We start from the raw sequence: 26,567 nt of genomic DNA on the forward strand, positions 1-26,567 counted from the left end.
ATGGCGAATACCAGCTCAATCTCGGGCAAGAATATGGCAGCCGCAATACCTCAGTCTGATTTTGAAGGCGCGAAGCCCAATCCGGCAGGTTTGAGCCAGCGTAAGGGCCATCGCCGGAAGGTCTGGATTGTACTACTGGTAGCGCTGGTCATCGTAGCAGCTGCCGTTGTCATCAGGCTTATGCGTCCCGTCGATGCGCCGCGGTTTGAGACTGCCAAGGTGGAGCGAGGCGCGATCCAGGCATTTGTTACAGCTACCGGCAATCTGAACCCAGTTGTGAATGTGCAGGTAGGAAGCCAGGTATCCGGAAACATTAAAGCCCTCTACGCAGACTTCAATACAAAGGTAAAGAAGGGACAGCTGATTGCGCAGATCGATCCTGCGCTCTTCCAGGCACAGGTAGACGTCGCGGAAGCGTCTGTTAGGAATTATGATGCCGCGGTGATGAGTTCGGAGGCTCAATACGCGAAGGCATCCGCCGATGCATCCTCAGCCGAGGCTGCCAGGATGCAGACGTTGGCCGTAGCGGCTAAGGATCGTGCGACACTTGTGAACCTGAGCAATCAATGGGACCGCACTCAGGAACTGTACAAAGAGGGCATTGCCTCATTGCAGGACTACGATGCTGCAAAGGCTTCCTATGATGCTGCTCAGGCTCAGCTTGCTTCGGACCAGGCTCAGATCGATGCGGAAATGCATAACATTCAGTCGGCGAAGGCGCAGGTTGCGGCCGCTCACTCGCAGCGGGATGCGGCTACTGCGCAGGCGCAGCAGGCCAGAGCCAGCCTGGCACAAGCTCGCATCAATCTTGATCACACTCGGATCGTTGCTCCTGTATCAGGCATCGTCATTGCGCGCCATTTTGACGTTGGACAGACAGTTGCTGCATCGTTTCAGGCGCCTGACATCTTTGATATCGGCGAAGACCTGACCAAGATGCAGGTGGATACAAATGTGGATGAGGCGGATGTAGGTGCGATTCGCGCGGAGCAATCAGCGGATTTCACCGTAGATGCATATCCAGGTATGGTCTTTCACGGCACGGTTGCCGACGTGAGACGCGCCCCTATCAATGCCCAGAATGTAGTCACCTATGACGTCGTAATTTCCGTGGCTAACCCTGAAATGAAGTTGTTTCCAGGTATGACCGCAAAGGTGACGATCATGACATCGAGGGAAGATAGCGTGCTCAAGGTTCCCAATGCTGCTCTTCGCTTTCGCCCCAGTGCTGAGCTCCTGGCGAAGATGAAGGCGTCGGCCACCAGCACAGGCCTCGGGTCGCGGCTTTATCTGCTTTCAGACTCCGAGGTGCTTAGCGTCCCGGTATCCGCAGGTATCTCCGATGGCAGATTTACGGCCGTGACGTCGCCTGACCTTAAGGAGGGCGATGCCGTCATCCTTCGCTCGGCAGTCTCTAAGAAGGCGACTCCCACAACAACCGCACCAGGAATGCGCCGTCTCCCCTAACCATAAGGGCTACGCTATGACTCCGCTGATAGATGTTCGTCACCTGAGCAAGACCTACAGCCTGGGTGAAGTTGAAGTGCACGCGCTCTCGGATGTAACAATCACCATCAGCCGCGGCTCGTTTGTCGCAGTCATGGGACCATCGGGATCCGGCAAATCAACCTTCATGAACATAATCGGCTGCCTTGACCGTCCCACCTCAGGCAGCTATTTCCTCGATGGTGTTTCGGTTGAGAGCATGGAGCGCGATGAACTTGCAGAAATAAGAAATCGTAAGATTGGTTTTGTCTTCCAGAACTTCAATCTTCTTGCTCGAGTGACCGCCCTTGAGAATGCCAAGCTTCCGCTGCTTTACGCCGACAACGTTATCAGGGATGCAGATGCACGTGCCGCAAAAGCTCTTGCGGCCGTTGGACTTGAAGGGCAGCTTCAGAATATGCCCAGTCAGCTTTCAGGTGGACAACAGCAGCGTGTAGCCATTGCCCGCGCCATTGTTAACGAACCGCAGATCATCCTTGCGGATGAGCCCACCGGCGCTCTGGACACGAAGACCAGCCGCGAGATCATGACGATCTTTCGTGATCTCAACCAAACCCGCTCCATTACGGTTATCGTCGTGACCCACTCCGATGAAGTGGCGGCTTACGCGGACCGGATTATTTATTTTCGCGATGGCAGACTGGTGAATGGTGAGGCCGCAGTCCCTATGCCTGTGGTGTTGGATCAGGCAGCTAAGAGGTAGCTATCATGCTTAACCATTGGATGTCGACGATACGCGTTGCCTTTGCCGCACTGAAAACCAATCGGGTCCGCAGCGCACTCACCATGCTTGGCATTGTTATTGGAGTCGCAGCTGTGATTGCGACTGTGGCCGTTGGCACGGGCGCCAGCCAACGAGTGCAGGCACAGATCGCAAGCATCGGCAGCAACATGATCATCCTTATTCCTGGCAGCCTCACCAGTTCCGGGATGCAACTCGGCACGGGAACCGTCACCACGCTCACACGCTCCGATGCGCGAGAGCTGAGCGAGCAATGCGCAGATATTAAGGATGCCGCCCCCGCTGTTCGCGGCGCCGCGTCGGTAATTTATGAGGGCAATAACTGGGGTACAACTATTCTCGGAACGACGCCTGCGTATCTGCGAATTCGAGACATAGCCATTGCGCAAGGGGAGGCATTGAGCGAGCAGGATGTTGAGAAAGCAAGTAAGGTGGCCCTCCTTGGTTCGACCGTTGTGGAGAAGCTCTATGGCGGCGCAGATCCGATAGGAACGATTGTCCGTATCAAACAGGTTCCCTTTATTGTTCAGGGCGTTCTTGCTTCCAAAGGGCAATCCGCAGGCGGGCAGGATCAGGATGATATTGTCCTGTTGCCGATCACGTCAGCCAAGCAGAAAGTGCTCGGTTTCAAATCCGCCAACGCGGATGCGGTGGATGCAATCCTGATCCAGGCGAGGTCGGGCGACCAGCTTGATGCTGCGCAGGAAGAAGCCAGAGCATTGCTTCGCCAGCGCCACCACCTGTTGCCTGACGAGGAGGACGACTTCTCGATGCGGAATCTGGAGGAAATCCTGAAAGCACAGGTCACTTCCTCTCGCATTATGTCGCTGATGCTGGCTGCTGTCGCCTCAGTCTCTCTCCTGGTCGGCGGCATCGGGATCATGAATATCATGCTCGTCTCAGTGAGGGAGCGGACCCGTGAAATTGGACTGCGACAGGCAGTAGGAGCGAAGACCCGCGATATCCTCTTGCAGTTCCTGGTTGAGGCCACTACCTTATCCATCTTCGGAGGGATTGTAGGAATCATGACGGGAATTGCCACTTCTGTCATCATCTCTCACTTCGCGGGATGGCAAACAGTCATCAGCCCTGCTGCAGTTCTGCTCGCAGTTGTCTTTTCGGCTTTGGTGGGAATCGGCTTTGGCTTTTACCCAGCCCGTAAAGCTGCCTATCTTGATCCTATCGAGGCACTGCGCTTTGAATAGCGGACCACACCTTCCAGTCGGGAACGTTCGCGCCTTACAGACCTTTACAGGTGGGGCACACCGTCAACACGGGGCATGTCGCAAGCCGAATCACATCATAGGCCACACGCGGCAGCGCCGGTCCTTCGCCCTTGTTCCGTTCATGTACGCCCAGCACGATGAAATCGACACGCTTCTCATGGGCTACGGCAACGATCGTATCTACCGGAGTTCCTCGTCGGGTGATGTACTCGGAGACGATGGATGGATCTTGGATCTGACTCGCTACCTCCTGAAACCGCCCTCCGGGGCATTGCGGAGAGGCAGCATCGACCCCATCTTCGTTGACGTGCAGCAGTAAGAGGTGTCCTGCAAGGTAATGCGTGAGTCGCTCAGCATACGCCACTGCCGCTTGCGATGTTTCAGAGAAGTCTGTGGGTAGCAGCACCCCCCTGAGATGCGTTTCTTCAAGAGCATCCTGCCGAACTCTCGTCCCGACGGTTAGTACCGGGCATGGCATCGTACGGAGAAGCCGCTCTGCAACCGATCCCAGCTTTTCACTGCTCTTATTGCCTTTGCCACTCGTACCTATCACAAGGAGATCGATATTGCGTTCGCCGATAAGCTCCAGCAGCACATCTTCGATAGCGCCTTGTCGCACCATCACTACGTTGCGTACCGATTCATAGCAGAGAGCAGCGTTGACTTTCTGTAAATGATCTTCGGCAGAATTGATCAGGTCAGCGATAGTCTCTTTCTCGCGCTCTTTCTGCAAAGGCACACCGCATGGATCTACCACATGGACGACCAGGAGCTTAGCTGACAAGCTTTTCGCAAACTGCTTGGCATAATTAAGTGCGCCAAAGGAAGCATTGGAGAGATCCGATGCAAGCAGGATCGTCCTTATCTTTTCAAGGTATTCCGCCATGTCGATATCATCCTTCCACAGAGAGGCGTGACGAAATCAAAGTTATACGAGGCGCCTGCTCTTCCTTGCTTTTTCACTCTAAGCATAGCCCAGCAGATGGCATGTGATCTTCGTCACTATCCTTTCTGGTTTATATAAAGCTTTCCTGTCAAACAAGGTTGTTATCTCTATGTTTCCATCCTTCGCCGCCAGATAACCAGAAAGGATTCCGCCACTGTGAAGATGATGGGTCCCAGGATCAGACCGGCAATTCCGAAGAGCCAGATACCCCCGAGAATAGATAGGAAGACAGGGACTGTATGGATCCGCAATCGTGTTCCCACAAGAACCGGATACAGAAAGTTGTCCAGAGTGCTGATGATGAGTGAGCCGACGACAGCCATGATGATTGCTTGTAACCAATGATGAATTGCAGCCAGATAGAGGGCCACTGGTAGCCACACGAGGAAAGCGCCGAAGGAAGGAATCATGGCAAACAGCGCCGTGATGAATCCCAGCAAGGCTGCCCCGCCAATTCCCAGGCTTGCAAAGGCAATGCCCGCAACCAGACCCTGAGCGCCTGCGACTAGAAAGCGCCCGGTCACTATGGCGTTCACCGTATCGGTGATGCGCGCAAGCAGGTACTCTATTTCATTCTCATGGAGGGGTAACAGCGAATGCAGTAGTCCAAGCCCCTGCTGCTTGTCGCGGTAGAGAAAGAAAAGGATGAATAGCATCAGGATGATCTGCGTCAGCGCGCTGATGGAGCCGCCAACCACTACACCGATCTTTCCAGCTACAAAGCCTGCGGCTCTCTCGAGAGCCTGGCTGGGGTTGATGTTGTCCAGGGAATATTGCAGGGCAGTTGCTGTTCGGGGGGATCGATTCAAATAATCACGTAAGCCCTGTTCGGCGCCTCCACTCTGGAGATTGTGCACCCCGGCCAGCACATGTCGTCCGATTACCTGGCCCAGGAAAAATGATGGCACGATGATAATCAGGCTTACAACGATTACGCTGATGCTTGCGGCCAGCGTGCGATTCCTCACTCTTCCTGTGACCCAGCCATGAGGACGCTGGGTCACAATGGCGAGAACGATGGCGCCGATTACAGCTGGTACAAAGGGGTTCAACATTATGGCGCAGAGAAGGACGGCAGCTATGGTAAGCAGAAAAAAAGTCAGATCTTTCCAGCCATGTTCGTCTGCTGCAAACTTCGGATGATTCGTATCCATCTGCTCCCCGGCTGCGCGATTTAGAAAACGACTGATGAAAGCTCTCGAAGTTATCCGGCTATGCCCGATGTGCGTGTGCTGTGCCGGACAAGGTATTTCTTTATTTCTGTCACCCACAGAACGCAGCTGGCCACACCAGCCGCAAGAAGCCACTCGTTACCACTTAACTTTACGACGCCGAAGATAAGTCGTGAAATGGAAGTATTCAGCAAAAAATACTGCAATGCGAGCGATCCCAGGATCGCTGCCCAAAGCCAGCGATTGCTGAATATGCCGCGAAAGAAGCTGTCTGCATCGGAGCGTGCATTCAGAGAGTTGAAGAGCTGAAAGAGGATCAGCGTAGTGAAGGCGAGCGACCGGTTGTGCGCCATTGATGAGCTGCTGCTCGGTATGAGGAACATCCATAGGGTGCCTGCCGTCATGACGATGCCAACCACCGTCAGGCTTCTCGCCATGCCGAAATTGATCAGCTTCTCACCAGATGGCCTTGGTCGACGGCGCATAATTCCTGGTGCGGCCGAGTCTACGCCAAGCGCAAGTGCTGGAGCTCCATCCGTGACAAGGTTGATCCAGAGAATCTGGGCCGCCGTCAGGGGTAGTACAAATGTCGCTGCAGTGCTCGTTTCGCGTAGAGAAAGGATGACGGCACTTAGAAACATGATCAGCACTTCGCCCAGGTTTGTCGCCAGTAGATAGCGCAGACACTTTCTGATGTTGTCGAAAACGATACGACCCTCTTCAACCGCGGCGACGATCGTAGCGAAGTTATCATCCGTCAGGATCAGGTCGGCTGCTTGCTTCGATACGTCCGTTCCCGTGATTCCCATTGCGATTCCGATATGCGCTGCTTTCAGGGCTGGTGCATCGTTCACCCCATCCCCGGTCATGGCTACGATCTCGTTATTCTGCTGCAGTGCTCGTACGATTCGCAGCTTGTGCTCAGGATTGACACGCGCATAGACACTGGTGTCGCGCACAGCTTCCGCGAGGTCACTCTCTGAAATCCGATCCAATTCTGCGCCTGAGAGCACACGATCATTTGAGGTGATATTCAGGCTGTGCGCAATGGCGATTGCCGTATGTGGGTGGTCGCCAGTGATGAGCAGTGTCCGGATGCCTGCAGCTCGGGCCAGTTCGATTGCAGCTCGGGCTTCGGGCCGAGGCGGGTCCATCATGCCGACCAGCCCTAGAAAAGTCAGCCCTACCTCAAGGCGATGAGGTTCGGTCGCGTCCGTCACATATGCTTCGTCCGACGCGAGGCGACGGGTAGCAACGCCGAGCGTCCTGAGAGCGCGGCTGGTCAGCGCTTCATTCTCGCGCTCGATCTCGAGCCGGCGCTCTTCCGTCAAAATCCTCGTTTCGCCGGCGACATACTCGTGCGTGCAGCGTTGCAGCAGGATGTCTGGAGCCCCCTTGGTGAAGAGGCTTCTATCCTCTGCCGCCTCCATCTTTGTGTGCAGTGTGCTCATCATCTTGCGTTCTGAGGAAAAGGTGATTTCTCCCACCCGCGGATATGCCTTTTGAGCATCCTGCGGCAGTATCTTCGCCTTTCTCGCGGCCGTCAGCAGCGCAGCCTCTGTGGGATCCCCGAGAATCCGCCACCGGTCTTCCACCTTGCTCAGCTGCGCATTGTTCACCAGCACGGCGCCCAACAGCAGCGCCTGCACTTCATCGAGATGCCCATCACCCAATCCACTTGCCTGCGAATTGCTTAGGTCGCCTTCAGGAGCGTAGCCGCTGCCGCTGATATCGGTGCGGCCTGAGGCTGTCATCAGTATCTGTACCGTCATCTCGTTGCGGGTCAGGGTGCCAGTCTTGTCGGAGGCGATCACCGTGGTTGAGCCCAGCGTCTCTACCGCGGCCAGCTTTCTCACAATCGCGCCCCGGCGCGCCATCCGTTGCACCCCCAGCGCCAGCACCAGCGTGATAATCGCTGTCAGCCCCTCTGGCGTAGCCGCCACAGCCAGCGCGATTCCAAAGAGCAGAATCTCCATGCCGGCATGTGCCTCGTGGCCGCGCTGCAAGGCCAGCAGTGTAATCACAACCACTGTGGCGATTACCACAACCGCGATGCCGAGCTGTTTACTCAGTTGCTTCAGTTGCTGCTGCAAGGGCGTTGTCTGCTCTTCGGCAGTTTGGAGCATCTCGGCGATCTTCCCAAATTCGGTTCTTGGGCCGGTATCCGTTACAACTCCTCGCCCATTTCCAGAGATAACCATCGTTCCTGCGAAAACCATATTTACGCGGTCTCCAATGGCGGCACTGTGCGCCACCGGCTCGGTCATCTTGAGTACCGGCAGGCTTTCCCCAGTCAGCGATGCTTCTGACGTGTGGAGGGATCGCGCCTGCAGCAGACGCGCATCCGCTGCGATCACATCCCCTTCATGAAGAACCAGCACGTCGCCAGGCACAAGCTCCTCGGCGAGCAGGCGGCGTTGCTCCCCGTCCCGAATCGCAGTCGCCTCGGCAGGAGCCATCTTGCGCAGAGACGCCAGTGCGCGCTCCGCTCGATCTTCCTGGAAGAATCCCAGGACGGCATTCAGCAGCACGATGGCGAGGATAATCAGGGATTCGAAGGGGATCCCCCCTGCGCGCTCAAGCCAGAAGACGACCAGGGATAGCGCTGCCGCAGCCAGCAGCAAGTAAACTTGCGGATCATGAAACTGCGCCACAAATCGCTGCCAGCCTGGTGTGGGAGTTGTCGCCCGCAGAATATTTGCGCCGTAGAGTCGCTGCCGCTCGCGTACCTCAGCGGAAGTTAGTCCGGTGACTGCATCAGCGCCAAGATCAGCTAGAACCTGCTGAGCCGGCCGCTCATAGGGGGCCTCATGGAGGCTCGATGTACTCTTCACTGTAGACATAGCAGCCTGCGGCCTTTCGCTATCTGAAACCTCGAAGCAATTCAGGCGCTCTTAGCATATCCTCTGCCCACAGTCCCTGTAGTGACTGCAGTCACAGAAATAAAGCAGCACGCAAGTCTACGATGACGAATATTGAAGCAGTTTCGCGACTGCGTGCAATCATGTACTCTCTCCACCATCGCAATGACGTCCAAGTCGACACAAATCGCAGGTGACTCGCTTGCACGCAATCTGGTGCGCGCCTGGAACAGTATCTCGGCCATTCTCTCTTTTGCAGCCATTGTTCTGCATCTGGTTCTCCGTTATGGGTTCTCCGTCACGGGCTATGCGGCGAGCGTTCCACTGTGGATAGCTATTATCGCAGGGGGCGTCCCCCTGCTCTATGAATTATCCCGCCAGGCATTGAAGCGGCAGTTTGGATCAGACTTCCTTGCCGGACTCTCGATCGTGACCGCCACGTTGATGGGCGAGTTTCTGGTGGCGACCATTATCGTCCTCATGTTGTCTGGCGGGCAGGCGCTTGAGGCCTACGCAACGCAACGTGCCTCTTCGGTCCTCAATGCGCTGGCTCGCCGCATGCCCAGCGTAGCCCACCGCATCGCGGGTGACATGACCTCGGATATTCCGGTAGGCGACATTCAGGTTGGCGACCGGCTCATTATTTACCCGCATGAAATCTGTCCCGTGGATGGCGTTGTCGAGTCCGGCAGCGGAACCATGGACGAGTCCTTCCTCACTGGCGAGCCCTTCCGGATGCGAAAGACCTCCGGTTCCCAGGTCATCTCCGGCGCGCTGAACGAGGACGCCGTCCTGACCATCGTTGCGGAGAAGCTCGCCGTAGACTCACGCTACGCACGCATCATGGAAGTGATGCAGCGCGCCGAGCAGAATCCACCGCGCATTCGCCGCCTGGCGGACCGCCTTGGAGCTATCTACACGCCAATCGCGATCGCAGTCGCAGCGGCAGGTTGGCTCTTCAGCGGCAATCCGGAACGCTTTCTCGCTGTCATCGTCATCGCCACTCCGTGCCCGCTGCTACTGGCGATCCCCGTCTCCATCATTGGAGCCATTTCTCTCTCGGCCAAGCGAGGCATCGTCATCAAGAAGCCGGTCATCCTCGAACAGGTCGGGGAGATTCGAACCATGTTCTTTGACAAGACCGGAACCCTTACTCATGGGGAGCCTGTCGTTACGGATATCATCAGCTTCTCCGGCGCAGAGAGCAGCGACGTGCTCGCACTCGCAGCCAGCCTGGAACAATACTCCAAGCACCCGCTGGCCGGCGCCATACTCCGTGCTGCACAGGAGAAGAACCTCGCGCTCCAGCCGGTTAAGGAGATCAGTGAAAAGCCCGGGGAGGGCCTGCGCGGCAACATCGCAGGGAGATCGGTGCTGGTTACCGGCCGGCGCAGCCTCCGCCCTGAGCTGGCGGCGCTGCTTCCCGTTAACGCATCCGGCATGGAGTGCATCGTTCTTGTGGACGATCGCCTGGCGGCCCTCTTCAAGTTTCACGACCGGCCACGTAAGGAAGGCAGCCGCTTCATTCGTCATCTAAGACCTATGCATCATGTCAGGCATCTGGTGATTCTGTCCGGCGATCGTGGAAGCGAAGTCGAGCACCTCGCCGATATAGTCGGGATCGAAGATGCCCGGTCCAGCCTCACCCCTGAACAGAAGCTCAATATTGTGCGTGAGGAGACCGCGAAAGAAGCCACCCTTTTCCTCGGCGATGGCATCAATGATGCACCTGCCATGATGGCTGCAACCGTGGGCGTTTCCTTTGGTCAGAACAGTGATATTACCTCTGAGGCAGCAGGCGCCGTCATCCTCGAGCCCACCCTTGGCAAGGTTGATGAGCTTCTTCACATAGGCATCCGTATGCGCCGGATTGCACTGCAGAGTGCTATTGGCGGTATGGTGCTCAGCACGGCAGGTATGATCGCTGCGGCTCTTGGCTATCTTCCGCCCTTGGCTGGCGCCATCGGCCAGGAGGTCATCGACGTGCTCGCGGTCCTTAATGCCGTCCGCGCATCCATTCCTTCCCGCGATCTGCAGGACTTTTAAGCATAGGCTCTCCTCAAATGTTCGCGACCTGTCTGTGGTGATCTTCATCACATCCTGCCACACGTCTGGATCGCTACTCTGGCACTACGCGAGAATGTAAATTTCGCTCGGGCGAGAAAACGTCATGCAATCGGAACTTAAACTTCACCGCTTCGTTATCACCACCGTCGTCACTCTGCTGATCGCCTTTATCGCCGCACTGATTTACCTCAATCCAACGCTAGCCAATCAGCGCCTGGAGGTCGTTGCCTCTTTAGTCCTCGTCGTCCTCGTGGCGGCCGCCTTCGTCACCATAGGCCTTGTAGAAGGAACGATCGCCTTTCAGTTCGGCACCGCCCACAAGCGGGAACTGGTGGTCTATCTCGCACTGGGGCTGCTATCCATCGGTACCGGCCTTTACCTTGCGCTCTCCCGCCAGGCATCCCTGCATACGGTGGCCCTGGTCGTTGCTCCTCACGCATTCCTCTTCGGGCTGGGGGAATTGCGCATTGCTCATCACCTGGAGCATCATCGCGCGATCCGGCGGGCGCTCTACCTCTGTGGAGCCTTTGAGATAGTTCTCGGGATTTCACTTCTCAGTGGAGGCGATCTTTCGAACGAGCACATGGCAATGCTGCTTGGCTATGTCGCGATTCTTTCCACTCTCCAGCTCTTGCCTTTTCTCTTTTTCCGGCTGTCTCATCGCCCCCGCCACACGGATTCTACTGGTGATCTCCCGCTCGGCGGCCACTGAATACAGCTCGAAAGCAACTGACCCATCTGCCAGGAAGACCTGAGTGATCCTCATCACAGACTGCGCTGGCCTTTGACGCCCAAGCTGGGCGTGTGTCCTGGAGACCATGCCATGAAGGAAACAAAGACCCACCAGTGGAGCAGTCCCGATCTGATTCTTGTCGCTACAAACCTGCACGACGGTCCCTATCTTGTGCCGCATGCCATAGCCCAGGCCAGGCTCAGTGCGGCAAAAGTTCTCCTTGCCTATGTCCTCGAGCCCGAGTACCTTCGCACCAGCCCGACGGAGGGTGCTCCTTTTGTCTTGCCCGGGCCTACACTGCATGCTGCACAAGACAAGCTGAATCAGTTCGTGAAGGAGTTCCAGGCCAACGGCATCGTGTGCGAGCCGCTTGTGTTGAAGGGCCGGCCGCAGGAGCAGATCTCCACACTCGTCAACGAGCGCGGAGTCGATCGGGTAATTGTTGGTACCCGGGCTGCGCAGGCGCTGGAGCGGCTTTTGCTTGGCTCTGTTGCCGAGGACCTGCTGCACTCGCTCGACATCCCCGTCTGTGTCATCGGGCCCCATGTTTCCCCCCTGGTGCGCCAGGAGGGGGTGCCGACCTCGATTCTGTTCGCTACGTCGTTTCATCACCCTGCGCATCAGAGCGCGCAGCTAGCCCTTGAGCTTGCTAACCTCTACCAGTCGCGCCTCGTTCTGCTCCATGTAATCCCCGCCGGGCAGGCAGCCAATGCGGAGCTGCATCAGCAAAGGGAAGACGAGTTGGCGTCGCTCGCCAAGGGTGAGAGCGAGCTCTGGTGTGACCTCGAAAAAGTAGTGCGCGATGGCGATCCCGCCGCGGAGATTCTTGCCGAGGCCAAAGCGCTGCCTGCCGATCTGATTGTGCTCGGGGCAACGGGCGCATCCAAAACAGCCCGCCTCGTTTCCGCAGGTGTTGTGCACCGGATTATTGCCGAGGCAACCGTCCCTGTTATGACTCTCAGGTAGCAATACAACTCCACCACCACCGTTGAGCGAACATCGTACGACGGAGCCGTGCCCCGTTTTTGGGGCACTTTTTTGGTTTAGGGCCGAATATGTGACTTTAGTAAGTCTCCTGTGACGATATTTCGTCTTAAAGCGTCGTCACCGCTATCAGCCCCTTCCCTCCTAGCCTTAATTATCTGCGATCTATCTTATCTTCAATCAGCAAGATGCGGCATTTGACCGGTGAACCTCCTTCTTTGGTCGCCCAAGTGTACTTAGGATTACAGGCAAGAAAGAAGAGAAGTCACCTTGTTAAGAGTTTCCAAGCATGATCACCCAAGCCTCTTGATCTTGAAAGTAGAAGGACGATTAGCCGGACCCTGGGTGGCAGAACTGGAGCAGATGTGGCAGATGCTTTCAGTTAATTCGAAGAAGCTCCGCCTGGATATACGCGGCATGACTTTTGTGGATAAAGAGGGGAAACGCATTTTGAGAGACATTGTCAGGGCAACAGGTTGCGAGATACTGGCGGACTCACCGCTGACCAGGCAATTCGCAAATGAAGTAGTTCAAACATTAAGGACACTCGAAGAGGAGTCATGAATATGTCTGGCCTGCACGGAACCGCCTCTAACCTAGCCTGTGAAAGCTGCAAGCTCAAAGCAGACAACTTTTTCTGCCATCTCTCTCCTGCAGCGGCAAAAGAGTTTGCGGCGATCAAATACTCAACCACCTACCCCTCAGGATCTGTGCTGTTTCTTGAAAACGAGCACACCCGCGGAGTGTTCCTCCTGTGCTCGGGCCTGGTGAAACTGGCTGTCAGCTCCCGTGGCGGCAAGACCCTGATTCTGCGTATTGCGGGACCGCGGGAAATTATAGGCCTGCATTCGGTCATGTCGAATGCTCACGCTGAGGTAAGCGCCGAAACCCTTCAGCCCTGCCAGATAGCCTTTATTCGCCGCGATGACTTTCTGCGCTTTGTGCACACCTATCCCGAGGTGTATGAGGCCGTGGCAATGCAACTAAGCTCGCAATACAGCAGCGCCTGCGAGCAGCTCCGAACCATCGGACTGTCGAGCTCGGCGCATGGCAAGCTCGCCCGCCTTCTCCTTCATTGGTGCGCCGATGGAAGAGAAACAAAGGATGGAACTCAGATCAAGGTTCGTCTGACTCACGAACAGATAGCGGAATGCGTCGGTTCAACCCGCGAGACCGTTACTCGGACGCTCAGCGAATTCAAAAGCAGGCATCTGGTCACATTTAAAGGTGCAACCATGATGATCCCCAGCCGTGCTGCCCTGGAGGCGATCGGCGGATCATAAGCCTGAGATTTCCTGCAGTCCTTCTGTATTGATTTCTGCCTTGGTTGTTCTTTTGGGGGCTCCGTTGTTGTCGGCATTCTCCTTGTTGAGGATCAGGTGCAGTAAAGCACCTGGCCAGACCGCTCAGCCGGCCGCTGGTACCACTTTTCACTGCACCACTTTGTAATTCTCTGTCTTGGCTCTCCCGTTGGCCGCACGAAACAGCCACGCCGGCTCACTTGCCGTGGGCCGGCGAGGGAGCTACCCCCGCTAGGATTGTCGGGCGCTCGCCTTTCCGCTATACTGATGATTCGCCCGGCGTGCGGTAAAACGCTCCTGCCGCGTGCATTAAACTTTAAAAAGATTAAAAGATTGAGGAGCGCAGTTCCATGCCTAAGCGCACATTCCAACCCAACCGCCGCCATCGTGCAAAGACGCACGGTTTCCGTACCCGTATGAAGACCAAGAGCGGTGCAGCCGTCCTCTCACGTCGTCGCGCCAAGGGTCGCCACAAGGTTGCCGTCAGCGCTGGCTATCGCGACTAGTTTCGCCCGGCGTCATGCAGGCGCTCTTTGGTTTTGCCAGTCCCGCGAATGTTTTCTCCCTCGGCAGGTGCCGCCCACAGTTGGCGGCACGCAGAAAAGGGACTGCCTTCATGCCAACCCAGACCCAGTCTTCCACTACCGTCACGGAGCAGCCGCCCCGTCGCGGCGTCTCGCTCGCGCCCTTCCGCCTGCATAGGCACGGGGACTATCAGAGTGCCTATAAGGCTGCCCGCAAGCAGTCCTCGCCCTCGATGAGCTACTTCTACCGGGTGCGCCCGGCTGAACTGATAGACACGGCGACGCCACGTATCGGGCTTACCGTGGGGCGTGTGCTCGGTAATGCGGTCAAACGCAACCGCATCAAGCGCCGCATGCGCGAGGCAGTCCGGCTACACCTCGACCTGCTGCCTCAGTCCATTGATGTCATTCTTCACCCCCGCCATTTTGTCGCCGAGATGGAGTTTTCCCGGCTTGAGGCGGAAATCGTCACCATCTTTCATCGAATCGCCAGCGCTGTTCACGCAGTCAGTGAGGCGCAGCCATGAGGCAGATCCTCTTCAGGATATATAAGCAGATTCTCTCTCCCATGCTGCATGCTGGGCTGGGGCTCACGGGGGCCTGCCGCTTCCAGCCGACCTGTTCTGAATACGCATCGATCGCGATCGCCGAGCACGGATTCTGGCGCGGCAGCGGTCTGGCCCTCTGGCGCCTGCTGCGCTGTCAGCCTTTCGCCCGCGGCGGCTTTGATCCTGTCCCTCCGCGACGTAATTTCCACTGCGATGAAACCGTCGCAGGAGCAGTTACCATAGAACCAGTACAAGAACCGGCATGCTCGCTTCCCGCCGGTCATCGATAGGAAATCTTCTTGGCAGAAATACGCAATCCGAATCAGCAAGGCGGACAGGACTCAAAGACAGTCCTCATCTTCACTGGAATCTTTCTGGTGATGTTTCTTGGTCTGCAGTTCTTCAAGCAGCAGCATAAGCCGGCGCCCGCCGCTGAAAAGCCAGCGGCTGCAGCAACAAGCCAGTCTGATACTCCAGCTTCTTCTGAGCCACCCGCCGCTGCGGTTCCTGGCGCCTCTTCCGGTGTCGCCAGCAGCGTTCAGGCTGCGGCTGAGTCCACCACCGTGGTTGAGAATGAGCTCTATCGCATTACGTTCTCCAACCGGGGCGCGCAGGTAACCTCCTGGATCCTTAAGAAGTACAAGGATGACGATGGCAAGCCGCTTGACCTGGTCAACCACTCCGCCGCCGCGAAATTCGGGTACCCGCTATCGCTTTATACCTACGATGCTGCATTGCGCGGACAGCTGGCGAGTGCCCTCTACAAGCCCTCTGTTACAGGTTCCCTCACCGCCCCAGGCACGCTCAGCTTCGAGTACGCAGCCAATGGCGTCACGGTCGAGAAGAGCTTCACCTTCGATTCCAGCTATGTGATTCGCGCACAGGTGACTGCCACCCGCAACGGCTCGCCCCTGGCGGCCATGCTTGCGTGGCCCTCAGGATTCGGCGATCAACAGACGCTTCCCCAGTACGCCGGCGGTATGATTGACACCGCGCAAGGCGATAAGGTGGAGCAGGTCGCCTACAAAAAGGTCGTTGGCGGAGCTACTCAGCAGGGCACTTTTGCGTGGGCGGGTGTCAGCGATCTCTACTTCACCTCCATTTTCCTGCCGGAGCCGGGCCAAGAGTCCCAGTTCGTCACCCTGCATAACACCATCAATATCCCCAAGAATCCGAAGCATCCTGAGCCCAACCAGACCGAGAGTGCTTCTGTGCTTGGCGCGGGCCTCGGCAGCCCCACCGGTACTTACAGCACCCGCCTTTTTGTAGGCCCTAAAGCGCTCGGCGTACTCGGCTCCATCCCGACCGACGGCGGACCGAATCTTGAGAAGGTCGTCAGCTTTGGCTGGTGGGGAGTCATCTCCAAGCCACTCTTCCTTATGCTGCGCTTCTTCCACCAGCATCTGATTCCCAACTGGGGCTGGGCCATTCTTCTACTGACCCTGATCCTGAATGTGGCTATGCTGCCCACGCGCTTCCAGATGATGAAGTCGTCGCTGAAAATGCAGCGCATTCAGCCACAGATGGACCAGATCAAGCAGAAATACGCCAAGTTCAAAGCCACCGACCCGCGCAAGCAGGAGATGCAGCGCGAGATCATGGACCTCCAGAAGAAGGAAGGGGTCAATATGTTCGGCGGCTGCCTTCCCATGCTGATCCAGTGGCCATTGCTGCTCGGCTTCTACCGCATGCTCGGCAACGTCATTGAGCTGCGCCAGGCCCACTGGCTCTGGCTGCCCGATCTTTCCGCGCCGGATCCATATCACATCCTGCCGATCTTCTTCATCATCTCGATGTTTGCCGTGCAATGGCTTACGCCGTCGCCCGGCGTAGATCCGGCTCAGCAGCGTATGATGGCCTTCACCATGCCGGCTGTTTTCGGCTTCATGACCTGGAACATTGGCTCGGGGCTGGCCCTCTACTGGGCCGGAAGCAACGTACTCGGCATCGTGCAGCAGATGGCAATGAACAAGACGAAGATGGGCAGGGAAGTTCGCGAAATCGCAGCACGCCGCGCCGCAAAGAAAGCAGGCAAGGTCATCAACGCTCGGCGATAAGGTACAGCGGCGCTGCTTCCACTCGCTCAAAAGGACGGATTGCAACAGCACTTCACGTTCAGGAGAGATAACGAATGAGCACCCAGACAGCAGCGCCGCTGATCTCCACCGCGACCCTTACGCAGGACGCGCAGATCTTCGAATACAGCCGGGCAGCCAACCCTATCGAGTCCGGCTCGACCCCGCCTATCCCGATCAAGGGATTCTCCGCAGACCTCTACGCTTCAGGTCCCACCCGCATTATTCCGCTCGATCTCAGCTCGGAGCTTCGTACCCCCTGGCCAGCGACCGGTCCGGGCCTGCTCGCCAGCTTCGTTCGTATCCTTGCCGGAGAAAAGCTAGTCAGCGCGCCTAACGCGAGCAGTGAGTTTTATTTTGTGATTTGCGGACGTGGCCACTCGGAGACGGCAGAGGGTTCCATCGCTTGGAAAGCGGGTGACTTTCTAGCGCTGCCCGGCATCGAGGCGATCCACTCTGCGGACGAAGAAGCAGCTTTCTATATGGTCAACGACTCGCCGCTCTTCGCTTATTTGGGCGCGAGCAGGGCTCAGGCGCGCTTCCGCCCCACACTCTATACCCGCGAGCTTGTAATGGCCGAGCTCGACAGGGCAAAGCATGATCCCGAAGCTTCGAAGCGCAGCCGCATCAGCGTTCTGCTCGCCAACAAGAAGTTCGAGCAGACGATGACCATCACTCACACCCTATGGACTATGTTTGGCACCATCGCTCCCGGCACACGCCAGCTTCCCCACCGCCACCAGTCCGTCGCGCTTGATTATGTCGTGGATGCAAAGCCTGGCGTTTATACCCTTGTAGGTCCCGAGCTGAACCCAAACGGCACCATCCGCGACGCGGTCCGTGTCGACTGGGTCTCCGGCTCAGCCTTTGTCACCCCGCCCGGATTCTGGCATGAACATGTGAATGAGTCGGCAGACGAGGCCTTTGTGATGCCCATCCAGGATGCGGGTTTCCACACTTATTTGCGAACCCTCGACATCCAGTTCTACAAGGAAGACTAAGGTCTACCGGCGCTGCGCGTTTCCAGACGAGCAGCGCAGGTAGCAATCGCTTCGAGCAACGATGTGCCGGGTGATCGAGGCGAAGCTACTCGACTACAATCTCCACCTGCTGCCCCTTGGCGGTCGCCACGCCCCAGGCCATGCGTGGGGTGTTGTGCGACACTCCATAGCGCCCATCGGGCGCGAGCAGGATGATGCCGCCGTGGCCACCCAGCCGCTTGTAAAGGTATGCGATCGCATCTGGCGCGACTGCCTCCGGCGAGCGCCCCTGCTGCACCCGGTCGGTCGCCCATTTGCCCAGCACCAGCTTCATGATCGGCTCGCCCCAGCCCGTCAACGAAACCGCTGCGCTAAGGTTGTCCGCATAGCAGCCGCAGCCGATCAGCGAAGAATCTCCAACTCGCCCCGGAGCCTTGTTCAGCGTTCCGCCGGTTGAGGTTGCAGCGGCGATGTGGCCGTGCGCGTCGAGCGCCACCGCCCCGACCGTGTCGTGAGACGCAAGCCCCGCTTCGCGCGAAGCCAGCTCTGCCGCCGTCTCCGCTGACTTGTCATCTCCGGCAAAAGTCAGATCAGGCAAGCCAGCCAGCGCTCGGTTCTGTGCCTCGGCCAGCCGCTCACGCTCCCGGTCGAGCACCAGTTCAGCGTTATCGATGAGCGGAATTCCATGCTGCGCGGCAAATTCTTCCGCTCCCGCGCCTACAAAATAGACGTGAGGGCTCTTCTCGAGGACCAGCCGTGCCGCCTGGATCGGGTTCCGCAACCGCTCCACGCAGGCGACTCCGCCCGCGCGCAGCGTTGCGCCGTCCATCAGCAGCGCATCGAGTTGCACGCGCCCGTCCCGCGTCAGGAAGCTGCCTCTTCCGGCATCGAATGTCTCATCGTCTTCGAGCACGGTTACGGCGGCCTCGACCGCATCGACCGCAGATGCGCCCCGCTCGAGCAGCGCATAGCCAGCCTCCAGCGCGCGGGCAACACCCTGCTTGTGCGCATCAATCATGTCATCGGGAATCGCCCAGGCGCCGCCGTGGACGAGCAATACAGGAGTGTGAGTCATAAGTGGCTAGCTGATTCTACTCGAACGACAAGGCAGGAAGTTGCGCGATGCTTCCGCGCCATCAGGCGCGCGGAGCATCGGTCGCCGACTGCAGATCCGGGCCTGGCTCCTGGGGAAGGTTGCGCAGCACCCTCGGCAGCGTTTCTTTCACGGGTGCGAGGTGCTTTGTCATCTGGTAGGTAAAGCTGATGCGGTGGATCACGGTCACCGTCGACAGCACCGCCAGCACCCACAATACCGGCGCCATCACGCCCCAACGGTTGAAGAGTGCACCAAGAATAATCAGCACGACGCGCTCCGGCCTCTCCATAAAGCCGACCTTGCACTTGCCGATCAGGGCCTCAGCGCGCGCACGTGTGTAGCTGACCATCAGCGATGTGACCATTACAAAGGCCGCCAGCACTACATAAAAGAAGCGATTTCCGCGTGCGTAATAGACCAGCAGCCCGAAGAAGAGCACCACGTCAGAGTAGCGGTCGATGACGGAGTCAAAGAACGCGCCGAAGATCGTCACCTGATCCGTCTGCCGCGCCACCCGTCCATCTACCATGTCAAAGATGCCGGCGCCGATAATCACCAGCCCCGCGTAGGCGAACATGCGGACGTAGTTGTGCTCATTGGCGTAGCCAAAGAGCACGGCCGCTACAGTGTTGATAATCAGGCCGACAAAGGTGAGCACGTTCGGCGAGATGCGGGTCAGCGCAAGGCCATTGACGATGGCCTGCAGGATCACTCCGCAGCCGCGGCCAAACGCACTCGTCCATGTTCTGCTCATCGGGTGCTCATGTTTCTAGGCTGGCGACTCGGCTTCATCGTGAATGGTCGTGAGCTTCAGAATCTCCATCTCACGTTTGCCGTTGGGTGTGACCACCGTCGCCACATCGCCAACCTGCTTGCCGATCAAGCCCCGTCCAATAGGCGAGGTCGTCGAGATCAGCCCCTTGTTCACATCGGACTCTTCGCTCATCACCAGCTTGTACTCGATCTTCTCGTCTTTGGAAGTGTCATAGACGAGCACTGTCGAACCGAAGGCCACGCGGTCATGCGGAATATTCGAAAGGTTGACGAGAGCCAGCTCGGCCATGCGCTTCTTCATCTGGCCCAGGCGCGCGTTTACAAACTCCTGGCGCTGCTTGGCCATGTGGTACTCGGCATTTTCGCTCAGGTCTCCGAGCGAAGCGGCCTTCTTGATTTCCAGGGGAAGCTCATGAGCCAGTTCGTGCTCGAGTTTGGTGATTTCTTCCTGCAGCTTTTTCTTGACGTGTTCGGTCATCCAGCAATCCGTAGGGGAGTGATTAGGGGAAAGCGGCAGGCCGCTGACCGCAAAGGACGATTATACGACGGGAAGGCCAGTGCGTGACTTCCAACCGGAGAAGTCGGGGTTCCGGGGCGTGCCCAGGGAGTTGCGAATATCCCCCGGACACGCCTCGCTTCGATGTGTTCCTATCGGGACATGACTGCTTCCAGCGACTCTACCGGTGCGCCAATCACTCGCTTTTCCGGAAAATACGCGTTCAGCACATACTGCTCAATCATTCGCTGGGTATTGAAGAAGGACCCGTTCAGGGCAATGCTCGACCGCATGATCCGACGCCACTGCTGCGGCTGTTCGTAATAAAGTGGCAGCACCACCTGCTCCAGGTGCTCGTAGAGCGAGTTGCTCTCGCCGGTTTCATCGTCGTGATCGTCGATGGCCCAGCCGGTCACGCCCTCAATCCAGCCCTCGATCCACCAGCCGTCCAGAATGCTGAGGCTGGGAACACCATTCAACGCGGCTTTCATTCCGCTTGTGCCGGAGGCTTCATAGGGTCGCTTCGGGGTATTCAGCCACACGTCCACGCCGCCCGTGAGGAGCGCGCCCAGCTCCCACTCGTAGTTCTCCAGATACACGATTCGGAGCGCGTCTGAGTTAAGCTCCTTAGCCAGCTCGATCACGTGCTTGATCTTCGCCTTGCCCGGATCGTCCGCCGGGTGCGCCTTGCCGCTGTAGATGATCTGCATGCCGCCGAACTTGTGCGCCATTTCAATCAGCCGTTGCGGATCGGTAAAGAGCAGGTCTGCCCGCTTGTAAGTTGCGGCCCTCCGGGCAAAGCCCATCGTGAAGGTCTCTGTATCCAGTCGCACGCCCGTGCGCTGGGCTACTGCGTCTACCAGGGTCTGCTTCGCCTGGCTATGTGCCTGCTCTATTTCTACTTCCGGAATATCGATGGCGTAGCGCAGCGTCACATTGTCCTGTCGCCAGCGCGGAAGATGCTTGTCGAAGAGTCCCTGAAATGGCTGCGACGTCCAGGTTCCCGCATGCACCCCGTTGGTGATCGCATCGATGGCGTAATCGGGGAACATCTCCCGCGAAACCTTGCCATGCTGCATCGCGACCCCATTCACAAAACGTGAGAAGCGCAACGCCACATAGGTCATGTTCAGCAGCCCCTCATGTACGCCCCCCACCCGCTCCAACAGCGACGAACGTTCGTCGCCGAGAATGCGATAGGCCTGCTCCATTGAGAAGCGGTCGTGTCCTGCCGGGACCGGGGTATGCGTCGTAAAGACGCAACGCTCATGCACCTTCCGGTAATCCTGCTCTGTAGCCGATAGCAGGCCGCGCTCGCCGAGCTGCTGCTCCAGCAGCGCCACCGTCAGGAGCGCCGCATGACCTTCGTTCATGTGGTAGACAACTGGCTCGTAACCTAGCGCACGGAGGATGTATGCTCCGCCGATGCCCAGCACTGCTTCCTGCCGCAGGCGATAATTGCTATCGCCACCATAGAGGCGATCTGTCAGGATGCGGTCTGCAGGATCGTTCTGGTCAACATCGGTGTCTAGGAAATATATAGGAACAATTTTTCCCGTCACGCCCTTCATGTCGTGGCGCCAGGCGCGAATTGTGACCGGACGGCCTTCAATCATCACCACGGTCGTCGCATCCTCAGCCGCGCAGAGCGCCTCCGGACTCCAGGGCTGAGCCTCCTCAGTCTGATTGCCGTCGGCGTCGAGATGCTGCTTGAAGTAGCCCTGGCGGTGCGCCAGAGTAACAGCGGCGAGAGGCAGCCCCAGATCGGACGCGGAGCGCAGAGTATCTCCGGCGAGTACTCCCAGACCGCCGCTGTAGGTCGGCATGTCAGGGCGTACGGCTATCTCCATCGAGAAATACGCGACGATACTGGTGCTGGAGTTGAGGACTTCGGTTGGGACACGACTGGAAAAAGACATTACTTTATTATCTCCCGCACTCCCGGAAGGAAGCCACTCGGCTTCTCCGGGAAATGGACCGGCAGGACACGCAGATCCACCTTGCTGCAGTCTAGCGGTCGCGCCATTGTTATGGAATACGACTTTGTTGCCATATCAGGTGCCATATCAAATCCGGTATGGCGCGGGAAAGGAGACGCCAGCTTCTCAGTTCCCGCTTACAACACTTCGTGCGCGGCGGCGGAGGCCCTGCAGCGATAGATGTCGGGCTGTATGCCAGTGGCTGCACGATAGTCGGCTGCGATCTTCTCTGAAAAGGCCTCAGCCGCCGACGTTTCGACCAGGTTTACCGTACAGCCGCCAAATCCTCCGCCCGTCAGCCGGGCGCCGTAGCAGTGAGGATCGCGAACCGCCAGGTCCACCATGATGTCAGCCTCGGGACAGCTGGCCTCGAAATCGTCGCGGTAGCTCGCATGGGCAGCCGCCAGCAACTCTCCCAGCTTCTTCAGGTCGTGGGCTTCGAGGGCATCCGCGGTGGCGATGGCCCGCAGGCTGTCTGTGATGATATGGCGGCAGCGCTTCAAAACATTCGGCGGCATCTCGTGCCCCCAGCGTTCCAGGTCTTCCGGTGTCGCATCACGCAGCACGCGTACCTCTGGCCGATGACTGCGCAGAATGGCCGTACCCTCTTCCACCTCGGCGCGCCGCGTGTTGTATTCTCCGCCGGCGTGGGAGTGCTTCACCATCGTATTGCAGATCACCAGGCTGATATTGCTCGGAATGGGCGCCAGTCTGTAGCTCAGGCTCCGGCAATCCAGCAGCAGGGCGTGGTCCTCCGCGCCGCAGCAGGCGATGAACTGGTCCATGATCCCAGTCGAAGCTCCAACATAGCTGTTTTCTGCCCGTTGACACAGCCGCGCTACCTCCGGCGGCGGGAGCGTCGTTCCTGCCGCACTCAGCACCGCCAGCGCCACCGCGACCTCGATCGACGCTGAGGAACTCAGCCCTGCGCCCAACGGCACATTGCCCTCGATGCTCATGCTGAAGCCCGGTACATCAATGCCAGCCAGCCTGAGCATATGAACCACGCCCAGTGGGTAGTCGCTCCAGTGGTGTGAGCCCCGCTCCGGCATCGCATCCAGATCGTGGATCACCTGCTCGGTGAAATTCGCCGAGTAGATCGCGACCTGTCTGTCATCCCGGCAACTTATCGCTGCCTGCGTCGAAAAATCGATCGCCGCCGGCATTACGAAGCCCTCCGCATAATCGGTATGCTCCCCGATCAGGTTCACGCGACCCGGAGAAGTAAAGACCCTCGGCGTCTCTTTGAAGCGCTCCAGATGCGTCCTTTTGATAGCGGTTACATCCATCATCTAAGTCCTATCCTCATTTCTGCCAACGCCTACGATACACCAGTTAAACGAACCGTGATCTGCCAGGTATCGCTCTGTCCCGCTGTCAACCGCTTTGCCGAGCCATTTTCCATTGCCTGCGCAAGTGAGTCAACCGGAGCCGTGCAAGGCTCCAGGGCGACACACTGCTGCCGCGCTGTCCCCTTTTCAGGCCACCCTCCGTAGCAGAGCCAAAGCCCCAGCGAGGGAATTTCAGTCACATCAAAATGAACTGAGATGCGGCACTTCTCTTTGCGCCGCTCGATCGCGCACCAGCCCTCGGCCGGAGCAGCGGTGTAAAGCTTATCTCCGATACCGTCCGCGATATCTCCGGCGATGCTAAGATCGACCGTTTTACCATCCGATTGGATTGCCCGTGGCCAGTTATGGCGAGTACCTGCAGTGCCCAGCCGATCTCCTGCTGACCCTTGTACGACTACGCTCTCTACAGTTCCCGGCAAAAGGATGCGATCACCCGCGTCTACTGTAAACAGCGGGTGGGCCGACCAGGCATACTCGACCGGCTGATCGCTCAGGTTCGTTACCCGGTAGGCGAGGATTACGCTGGAGTCTTCAAGACGCAGAGTCTTTTCAAAGCGCAGCGGCAGGCTAAACCCATCGGCCCTGAGGCGAATCTCGTCTCCGGACTGCTCCCCCTGCCACTCGATGCGCCAGAAGTCCCCATGGTCGGGAATCGTCACTGCTCCTGCAGCAGTCTGAACAACGCAGCCTGAAACCGAGGGCAGGCACTCATCGAAGCCGCTGGCATCGCTTTCATCAAAAGCCATCTCCCTGGTGCGGGCGGCATAAGGCCGCAGAGGCTGCTGCAACAGTTCCGCGCCCCCGCTCAGACGCAGCGAACTCAGCTTGCTGCCAAGCTCCGGTATGACTTCCACATGCAATTTCCCGTTATCGAGCGTCAGCGTCTTTCTCACTCTGCCCCGTCTCCTTTAGATTTCCCGCCCCATCACGGCGTCTTCGTGCAGTGTCGTGCCCACGAGGAAGGTACGTTCTCCTACCTTGCGAAACCCGCACCGCTCATAAAATGCGATTGCCCCAACATTGCGCCCGTAAACGCCCAGCAGCAGTCGCTTCCGCCCCATCTCGCGGGCCGCTTCGATCGACTGCTCCATCAGCGCACGTCCAAGCCCACACCCCTGAAACCGATGCAGCAGATAGATTCGCTTCAGTTCAATGTCCGTAAGCTGCGGATCCGCCACCGGCAGCTTAGCCTCAGCAAGGACGGCATACCCCACTGGCGCGCCGCCCTGAGAGCTTTCTGCTATATAGATGCGGCTGGAGGTCTCTGCCATCCACGTGGCATAGACCTCCGGTGCGTGCTGCTTTTGGCAATGCAGCAGAATGTCTCGCCCCTCCAGAGTGCCGGCAAACGCCTCCAGAAATGTCGCCGCCCCAACCAGCGATAGCGCCTGTTCATCACCCGCGCCGCAGCGGCGGAGCCTGAATTCGTCCTTCAATCGTACTTTCTCCGTGGTGGCGACTCGAGGCTGGACCGCCCTCGGACCCATTAGCATAGTTCAACCCGGCTGTTTCTGCGTCCGCCAAATGGACTATCGCTGGCCGTCCCCCGAACCGTGGCTGGGCACCGGCAGGCTGTGCGTCTTCTCCGGGGCACTCACAATTCGCTGCAGCAAAGTGGGCGGCAGGGTAGCCGTCAGCACTGCACGATCCTTGTAGTGCACCACCTTCGTACTGTTCAGCAGCGCCGCAGTGTCGGCATCCGTGAGGCTGCCCGGCAGGTTGTTTTCCGCTGCTCGGAAGATTGATACCAGCGCCTTGATCGACTCGGCGGAAGCGGTCGCCGCGCCCTCCGTAGGTGCAATCTCTTCAATGCGCAGCCGGATCGATCCGGTCCACCGCAGCGACGCGATGAACGTAGCATCGACGGCCAGCGGCAGGCGGATGCCCATGATCCTGATTCCCCCCTCCTGCCCCAGTGGCAGTCCTATCTGCCCGACGCCCCATGCCAGAGACAGTAGCGGTACATCAGCATAGTGCTGCGCCAGCAGCGTCGAACCGGAGAATGGCAGCGCCGCTGTCCGGTATCGATCAATCATGGAGTGAATCTGCTCCGAAGTTGGAGTGTTGCTGATCGCCACCATGTCATAGCCCAGCAGCACGACCCTCACCGTGCGTCCGTCGCTCGGGACGTTGTAGATCGTGTGGCCGGCGTACTTCTCCTGCGAGGCAGCTACACCCGCCAGGTAGTTCGTCAGCCGGTGCCCATCAAAACGCCCGTCGAAGACCTCAGAGAACGCCACCGGCCCATTCGGCCCGAACGGGTCGGGCCTGCGATGCAGCGCAAACGCCGCCTCATCCAGATCGCGTTCAAAGACAATCCCCGTGGCATCGATAAATTTCTGATAATCCGGATCGTGCGGCACCTGGCGCTGGTCAAAATGCGTCGCCGCGCGCAGTGGCCGCAGGTTGAGGTAAACGATGCCGTCCGACTCCGGGAGCAGCCGTGCCACCTCCGGGGGAGCTTTCTTCCGCAGGTAGACGGCAACCACCAGCAACACAAGAATCACAGCTGCAACCAGGATCGTGATGCGCGTTCGTTTTCGCATTAATTCTGTGGGCCCTCAAGCCCTGTTGTCTCAGCCTCAGTGGCCTCAAGGACGGTGTAGTAGCGCTGCTCCGGCGCCGCGCAGCCCAGGCACAGCAAGCGCTCTTCGCGGCGTACGAACCGATCATAGTTGATCCCCTCGCCGCACTCCTCGCATGCCACCCGCTCGCCCTTGAAGCCGGGGAACTCCTTCGGCGCAATCTCCACCTTCACCCACTGCTCCGCAAATAGTTCCACATCCGGCATTTCGCGATAGGCGCGCATCTGCTGCTGATTCTTATTTTCGATTTCGGGATAGAGTTCCCGTGCCCTTGCTTTGGATGACTCGCGCGCAACTACTCGCAGCGACCGGCCGGTGGCAAGATCGCAGAAGGTCGCCGCCATCTTCCCCCAATCGCGAAACTTGAGCGCACGCTTGCCAAGTCTGCACCCCGTCACGACTCCGATGGCATCGGTTGCGCAGCGGTCAATTTCGACATAGGTGACCAGCCGCTTGCGATCTTTGCCGCGGGGCTCTTCGATCCCAAGCCGCGCACAACCAAACATTGCCATCCGCACGCCAAGGATCTGTCCGGCGCAGAGATGCCCATGCGCCGCCTCTGCCGCCTTCAGCAGCTCGTCAAGAGACTCCATAGCAGTATGGTACTCGGGTATAGCGCC

At 58.2% G+C, this 26,567-nt stretch carries 25 protein-coding genes; 13 read left to right on the top strand and 12 right to left on the bottom strand.

Features of this window, described 5'->3' with window-relative positions:
* Positions 1 to 33: 33 nt before the first annotated feature.
* From C7378_RS11635 to C7378_RS11645, 3 genes are read left to right on the top strand one after another with little or no spacing between them, the layout of a single operon-like run.
* Complete coding sequence (locus tag C7378_RS11635; protein WP_207901411.1) at positions 34 to 1,467, top strand: efflux RND transporter periplasmic adaptor subunit; 1,434 nt, start codon at positions 34 to 36, stop codon at positions 1,465 to 1,467.
* 16 nt (positions 1,468 to 1,483) lie between these two features.
* Positions 1,484 to 2,209, top strand: coding sequence for an ABC transporter ATP-binding protein (locus C7378_RS11640; protein WP_131996627.1), 726 nt, complete (start codon positions 1,484 to 1,486; stop codon positions 2,207 to 2,209).
* 5 nt (positions 2,210 to 2,214) lie between these two features.
* Positions 2,215 to 3,453 (top strand): ABC transporter permease, encoded by a 1,239-nt coding sequence (locus tag C7378_RS11645; protein ID WP_131996630.1) that lies wholly within the window; start codon positions 2,215 to 2,217, stop codon positions 3,451 to 3,453.
* A gap of 34 nt (positions 3,454 to 3,487) precedes the next feature.
* On the opposite strand, the gene C7378_RS11650 is transcribed toward C7378_RS11645, so the two are convergent.
* The 3 genes from C7378_RS11650 to C7378_RS11660 form a co-directional block, all read right to left on the bottom strand.
* On the bottom strand, positions 3,488 to 4,360 hold the full coding sequence (locus C7378_RS11650; protein WP_131996633.1) for a universal stress protein: 873 nt from the start codon (positions 4,358 to 4,360) through the stop codon (positions 3,488 to 3,490).
* 167 nt (positions 4,361 to 4,527) lie between these two features.
* Positions 4,528 to 5,574 carry an AI-2E family transporter gene (locus tag C7378_RS11655; protein WP_131996636.1) on the bottom strand — a complete coding sequence of 349 codons (1,047 nt, stop codon included), beginning with the start codon at positions 5,572 to 5,574 and terminating at the stop codon, positions 4,528 to 4,530.
* A 50-nt stretch (positions 5,575 to 5,624) separates the two neighbouring features.
* Positions 5,625 to 8,435 (bottom strand): cation-translocating P-type ATPase, encoded by a 2,811-nt coding sequence (locus C7378_RS11660; protein ID WP_131996639.1) that lies wholly within the window; start codon positions 8,433 to 8,435, stop codon positions 5,625 to 5,627.
* Positions 8,436 to 8,588: 153 nt separating this feature from the next.
* Here C7378_RS11660 and C7378_RS11665 point away from each other — a divergent pair, with 153 nt between their 5' ends.
* The 10 genes from C7378_RS11665 to C7378_RS11710 all read left to right on the top strand — a co-directional run bounded on the left by C7378_RS11665 (position 8,589) and on the right by C7378_RS11710 (position 17,686).
* On the top strand, positions 8,589 to 10,499 hold the full coding sequence (locus C7378_RS11665) for a heavy metal translocating P-type ATPase (protein WP_243648211.1): 1,911 nt from the start codon (positions 8,589 to 8,591) through the stop codon (positions 10,497 to 10,499).
* Between the two features lie 124 nt (positions 10,500 to 10,623).
* Positions 10,624 to 11,232, top strand: coding sequence for a DUF308 domain-containing protein (locus C7378_RS11670; RefSeq protein WP_131996642.1), 609 nt, complete (start codon positions 10,624 to 10,626; stop codon positions 11,230 to 11,232).
* Between the two features lie 111 nt (positions 11,233 to 11,343).
* Positions 11,344 to 12,219, top strand: coding sequence for a universal stress protein (locus C7378_RS11675; protein WP_131996645.1), 876 nt, complete (start codon positions 11,344 to 11,346; stop codon positions 12,217 to 12,219).
* Between the two features lie 363 nt (positions 12,220 to 12,582).
* On the top strand, positions 12,583 to 12,801 hold the full coding sequence (locus C7378_RS11680; RefSeq protein ID WP_131996648.1) for a hypothetical protein: 219 nt from the start codon (positions 12,583 to 12,585) through the stop codon (positions 12,799 to 12,801).
* The gene (locus C7378_RS11685; protein WP_131996652.1) at positions 12,798 to 13,520 is read left to right on the top strand and encodes a Crp/Fnr family transcriptional regulator; all 723 of its coding nucleotides are present in this window, start codon (positions 12,798 to 12,800) and stop codon (positions 13,518 to 13,520) included. The genes C7378_RS11680 and C7378_RS11685 overlap by 4 nt, the downstream gene beginning before the upstream one ends.
* Before the next feature lie 368 nt (positions 13,521 to 13,888).
* Positions 13,889 to 14,044: a 50S ribosomal protein L34 gene (gene rpmH / locus C7378_RS11690; protein ID WP_131996655.1), complete on the top strand. Its 156-nt coding sequence runs from the start codon at positions 13,889 to 13,891 to the stop codon at positions 14,042 to 14,044.
* A 110-nt stretch (positions 14,045 to 14,154) separates the two neighbouring features.
* On the top strand, positions 14,155 to 14,589 hold the full coding sequence (gene rnpA / locus C7378_RS11695) for a ribonuclease P protein component (protein WP_131996658.1): 435 nt from the start codon (positions 14,155 to 14,157) through the stop codon (positions 14,587 to 14,589).
* Positions 14,586 to 14,900, top strand: a complete 315-nt coding sequence (gene yidD / locus C7378_RS11700; protein WP_131996661.1) for a membrane protein insertion efficiency factor YidD — start codon at positions 14,586 to 14,588, stop codon at positions 14,898 to 14,900. The genes rnpA and yidD overlap by 4 nt, the downstream gene beginning before the upstream one ends.
* A gap of 9 nt (positions 14,901 to 14,909) precedes the next feature.
* The gene (gene yidC / locus C7378_RS11705; protein ID WP_131996664.1) at positions 14,910 to 16,667 is read left to right on the top strand and encodes a membrane protein insertase YidC; all 1,758 of its coding nucleotides are present in this window, start codon (positions 14,910 to 14,912) and stop codon (positions 16,665 to 16,667) included.
* Positions 16,668 to 16,741: 74 nt separating this feature from the next.
* Positions 16,742 to 17,686 carry a cupin gene (locus C7378_RS11710; RefSeq protein ID WP_131996667.1) on the top strand — a complete coding sequence of 315 codons (945 nt, stop codon included), beginning with the start codon at positions 16,742 to 16,744 and terminating at the stop codon, positions 17,684 to 17,686.
* Positions 17,687 to 17,771: 85 nt separating this feature from the next.
* Here the strand turns inward: C7378_RS11710 and C7378_RS11715 are convergent, their stop codons facing one another.
* The 9 genes from C7378_RS11715 to C7378_RS11755 all read right to left on the bottom strand — a co-directional run bounded on the left by C7378_RS11715 (position 17,772) and on the right by C7378_RS11755 (position 26,540).
* Positions 17,772 to 18,740, bottom strand: a complete 969-nt coding sequence (locus C7378_RS11715; RefSeq protein ID WP_131996670.1) for an isoaspartyl peptidase/L-asparaginase — start codon at positions 18,738 to 18,740, stop codon at positions 17,772 to 17,774.
* Between the two features lie 61 nt (positions 18,741 to 18,801).
* The gene (locus C7378_RS11720; protein WP_243648212.1) at positions 18,802 to 19,515 is read right to left on the bottom strand and encodes a CDP-alcohol phosphatidyltransferase family protein; all 714 of its coding nucleotides are present in this window, start codon (positions 19,513 to 19,515) and stop codon (positions 18,802 to 18,804) included.
* A 15-nt stretch (positions 19,516 to 19,530) separates the two neighbouring features.
* Positions 19,531 to 20,013 (bottom strand): GreA/GreB family elongation factor, encoded by a 483-nt coding sequence (locus tag C7378_RS11725; protein ID WP_131996673.1) that lies wholly within the window; start codon positions 20,011 to 20,013, stop codon positions 19,531 to 19,533.
* 170 nt (positions 20,014 to 20,183) lie between these two features.
* Positions 20,184 to 21,950: an alpha-glucan family phosphorylase gene (glgP, locus tag C7378_RS11730; RefSeq protein ID WP_131996676.1), complete on the bottom strand. Its 1,767-nt coding sequence runs from the start codon at positions 21,948 to 21,950 to the stop codon at positions 20,184 to 20,186.
* A 197-nt stretch (positions 21,951 to 22,147) separates the two neighbouring features.
* Positions 22,148 to 23,302 (bottom strand): galactokinase, encoded by a 1,155-nt coding sequence (gene galK, locus C7378_RS11735; protein ID WP_131996679.1) that lies wholly within the window; start codon positions 23,300 to 23,302, stop codon positions 22,148 to 22,150.
* 29 nt (positions 23,303 to 23,331) lie between these two features.
* Positions 23,332 to 24,255, bottom strand: coding sequence for an aldose epimerase family protein (locus tag C7378_RS11740; RefSeq protein ID WP_131996682.1), 924 nt, complete (start codon positions 24,253 to 24,255; stop codon positions 23,332 to 23,334).
* A 15-nt stretch (positions 24,256 to 24,270) separates the two neighbouring features.
* Positions 24,271 to 24,798 (bottom strand): GNAT family N-acetyltransferase, encoded by a 528-nt coding sequence (locus C7378_RS11745; RefSeq protein WP_243648213.1) that lies wholly within the window; start codon positions 24,796 to 24,798, stop codon positions 24,271 to 24,273.
* Positions 24,799 to 24,891: 93 nt separating this feature from the next.
* Positions 24,892 to 25,908, bottom strand: coding sequence for a hypothetical protein (locus C7378_RS11750; RefSeq protein ID WP_131996687.1), 1,017 nt, complete (start codon positions 25,906 to 25,908; stop codon positions 24,892 to 24,894).
* Entirely contained in the window at positions 25,908 to 26,540 is a 633-nt protein-coding gene (locus C7378_RS11755; protein ID WP_131996691.1) for an FmdE family protein, read from the bottom strand. Before C7378_RS11755 ends, C7378_RS11750 begins: the two co-directional genes overlap by 1 nt.
* Positions 26,541 to 26,567 lie beyond the last annotated feature (27 nt).

The sequence above is a fragment of the Acidipila rosea genome, assembly GCF_004339725.1.
In the GTDB taxonomy this organism is placed as follows: Bacteria; Acidobacteriota; Terriglobia; order Terriglobales; family Acidobacteriaceae; genus Acidipila; species Acidipila rosea.

Bases quoted from the DNA above. Each gene is read 5' to 3' on its own strand.
- C7378_RS11710 (WP_131996667.1), top strand. From the start codon at position 16,742: ATGAGCACCCAGACAGCAGCGCCGCTGATCTCCACCGCGACCCTTACG.
- C7378_RS11670 (WP_131996642.1), top strand. From the start codon at position 10,624: ATGCAATCGGAACTTAAACTTCACCGCTTCGTTATCACCACCGTCGTC.
- C7378_RS11640 (WP_131996627.1), top strand. From the start codon at position 1,484: ATGACTCCGCTGATAGATGTTCGTCACCTGAGCAAGACCTACAGCCTG.
- galK (WP_131996679.1), bottom strand. From the start codon at position 23,302: ATGATGGATGTAACCGCTATCAAAAGGACGCATCTGGAGCGCTTCAAA.
- C7378_RS11650 (WP_131996633.1), bottom strand. From the start codon at position 4,360: ATGGCGGAATACCTTGAAAAGATAAGGACGATCCTGCTTGCATCGGAT.
- C7378_RS11645 (WP_131996630.1), top strand. From the start codon at position 2,215: ATGCTTAACCATTGGATGTCGACGATACGCGTTGCCTTTGCCGCACTG.
- C7378_RS11685 (WP_131996652.1), top strand. From the start codon at position 12,798: ATGAATATGTCTGGCCTGCACGGAACCGCCTCTAACCTAGCCTGTGAA.
- C7378_RS11715 (WP_131996670.1), bottom strand. From the start codon at position 18,740: ATGACTCACACTCCTGTATTGCTCGTCCACGGCGGCGCCTGGGCGATT.
- yidD (WP_131996661.1), top strand. From the start codon at position 14,586: ATGAGGCAGATCCTCTTCAGGATATATAAGCAGATTCTCTCTCCCATG.
- C7378_RS11675 (WP_131996645.1), top strand. From the start codon at position 11,344: ATGAAGGAAACAAAGACCCACCAGTGGAGCAGTCCCGATCTGATTCTT.
- C7378_RS11660 (WP_131996639.1), bottom strand. From the start codon at position 8,435: ATGTCTACAGTGAAGAGTACATCGAGCCTCCATGAGGCCCCCTATGAG.
- C7378_RS11635 (WP_207901411.1), top strand. From the start codon at position 34: ATGGCAGCCGCAATACCTCAGTCTGATTTTGAAGGCGCGAAGCCCAAT.
- rpmH (WP_131996655.1), top strand. From the start codon at position 13,889: ATGCCTAAGCGCACATTCCAACCCAACCGCCGCCATCGTGCAAAGACG.
- C7378_RS11750 (WP_131996687.1), bottom strand. From the start codon at position 25,908: ATGCGAAAACGAACGCGCATCACGATCCTGGTTGCAGCTGTGATTCTT.
- C7378_RS11725 (WP_131996673.1), bottom strand. From the start codon at position 20,013: ATGACCGAACACGTCAAGAAAAAGCTGCAGGAAGAAATCACCAAACTC.
- C7378_RS11655 (WP_131996636.1), bottom strand. From the start codon at position 5,574: ATGGATACGAATCATCCGAAGTTTGCAGCAGACGAACATGGCTGGAAA.
- C7378_RS11720 (WP_243648212.1), bottom strand. From the start codon at position 19,515: ATGAGCAGAACATGGACGAGTGCGTTTGGCCGCGGCTGCGGAGTGATC.
- rnpA (WP_131996658.1), top strand. From the start codon at position 14,155: ATGCCAACCCAGACCCAGTCTTCCACTACCGTCACGGAGCAGCCGCCC.
- glgP (WP_131996676.1), bottom strand. From the start codon at position 21,950: ATGTCTTTTTCCAGTCGTGTCCCAACCGAAGTCCTCAACTCCAGCACC.
- C7378_RS11755 (WP_131996691.1), bottom strand. From the start codon at position 26,540: ATGGAGTCTCTTGACGAGCTGCTGAAGGCGGCAGAGGCGGCGCATGGG.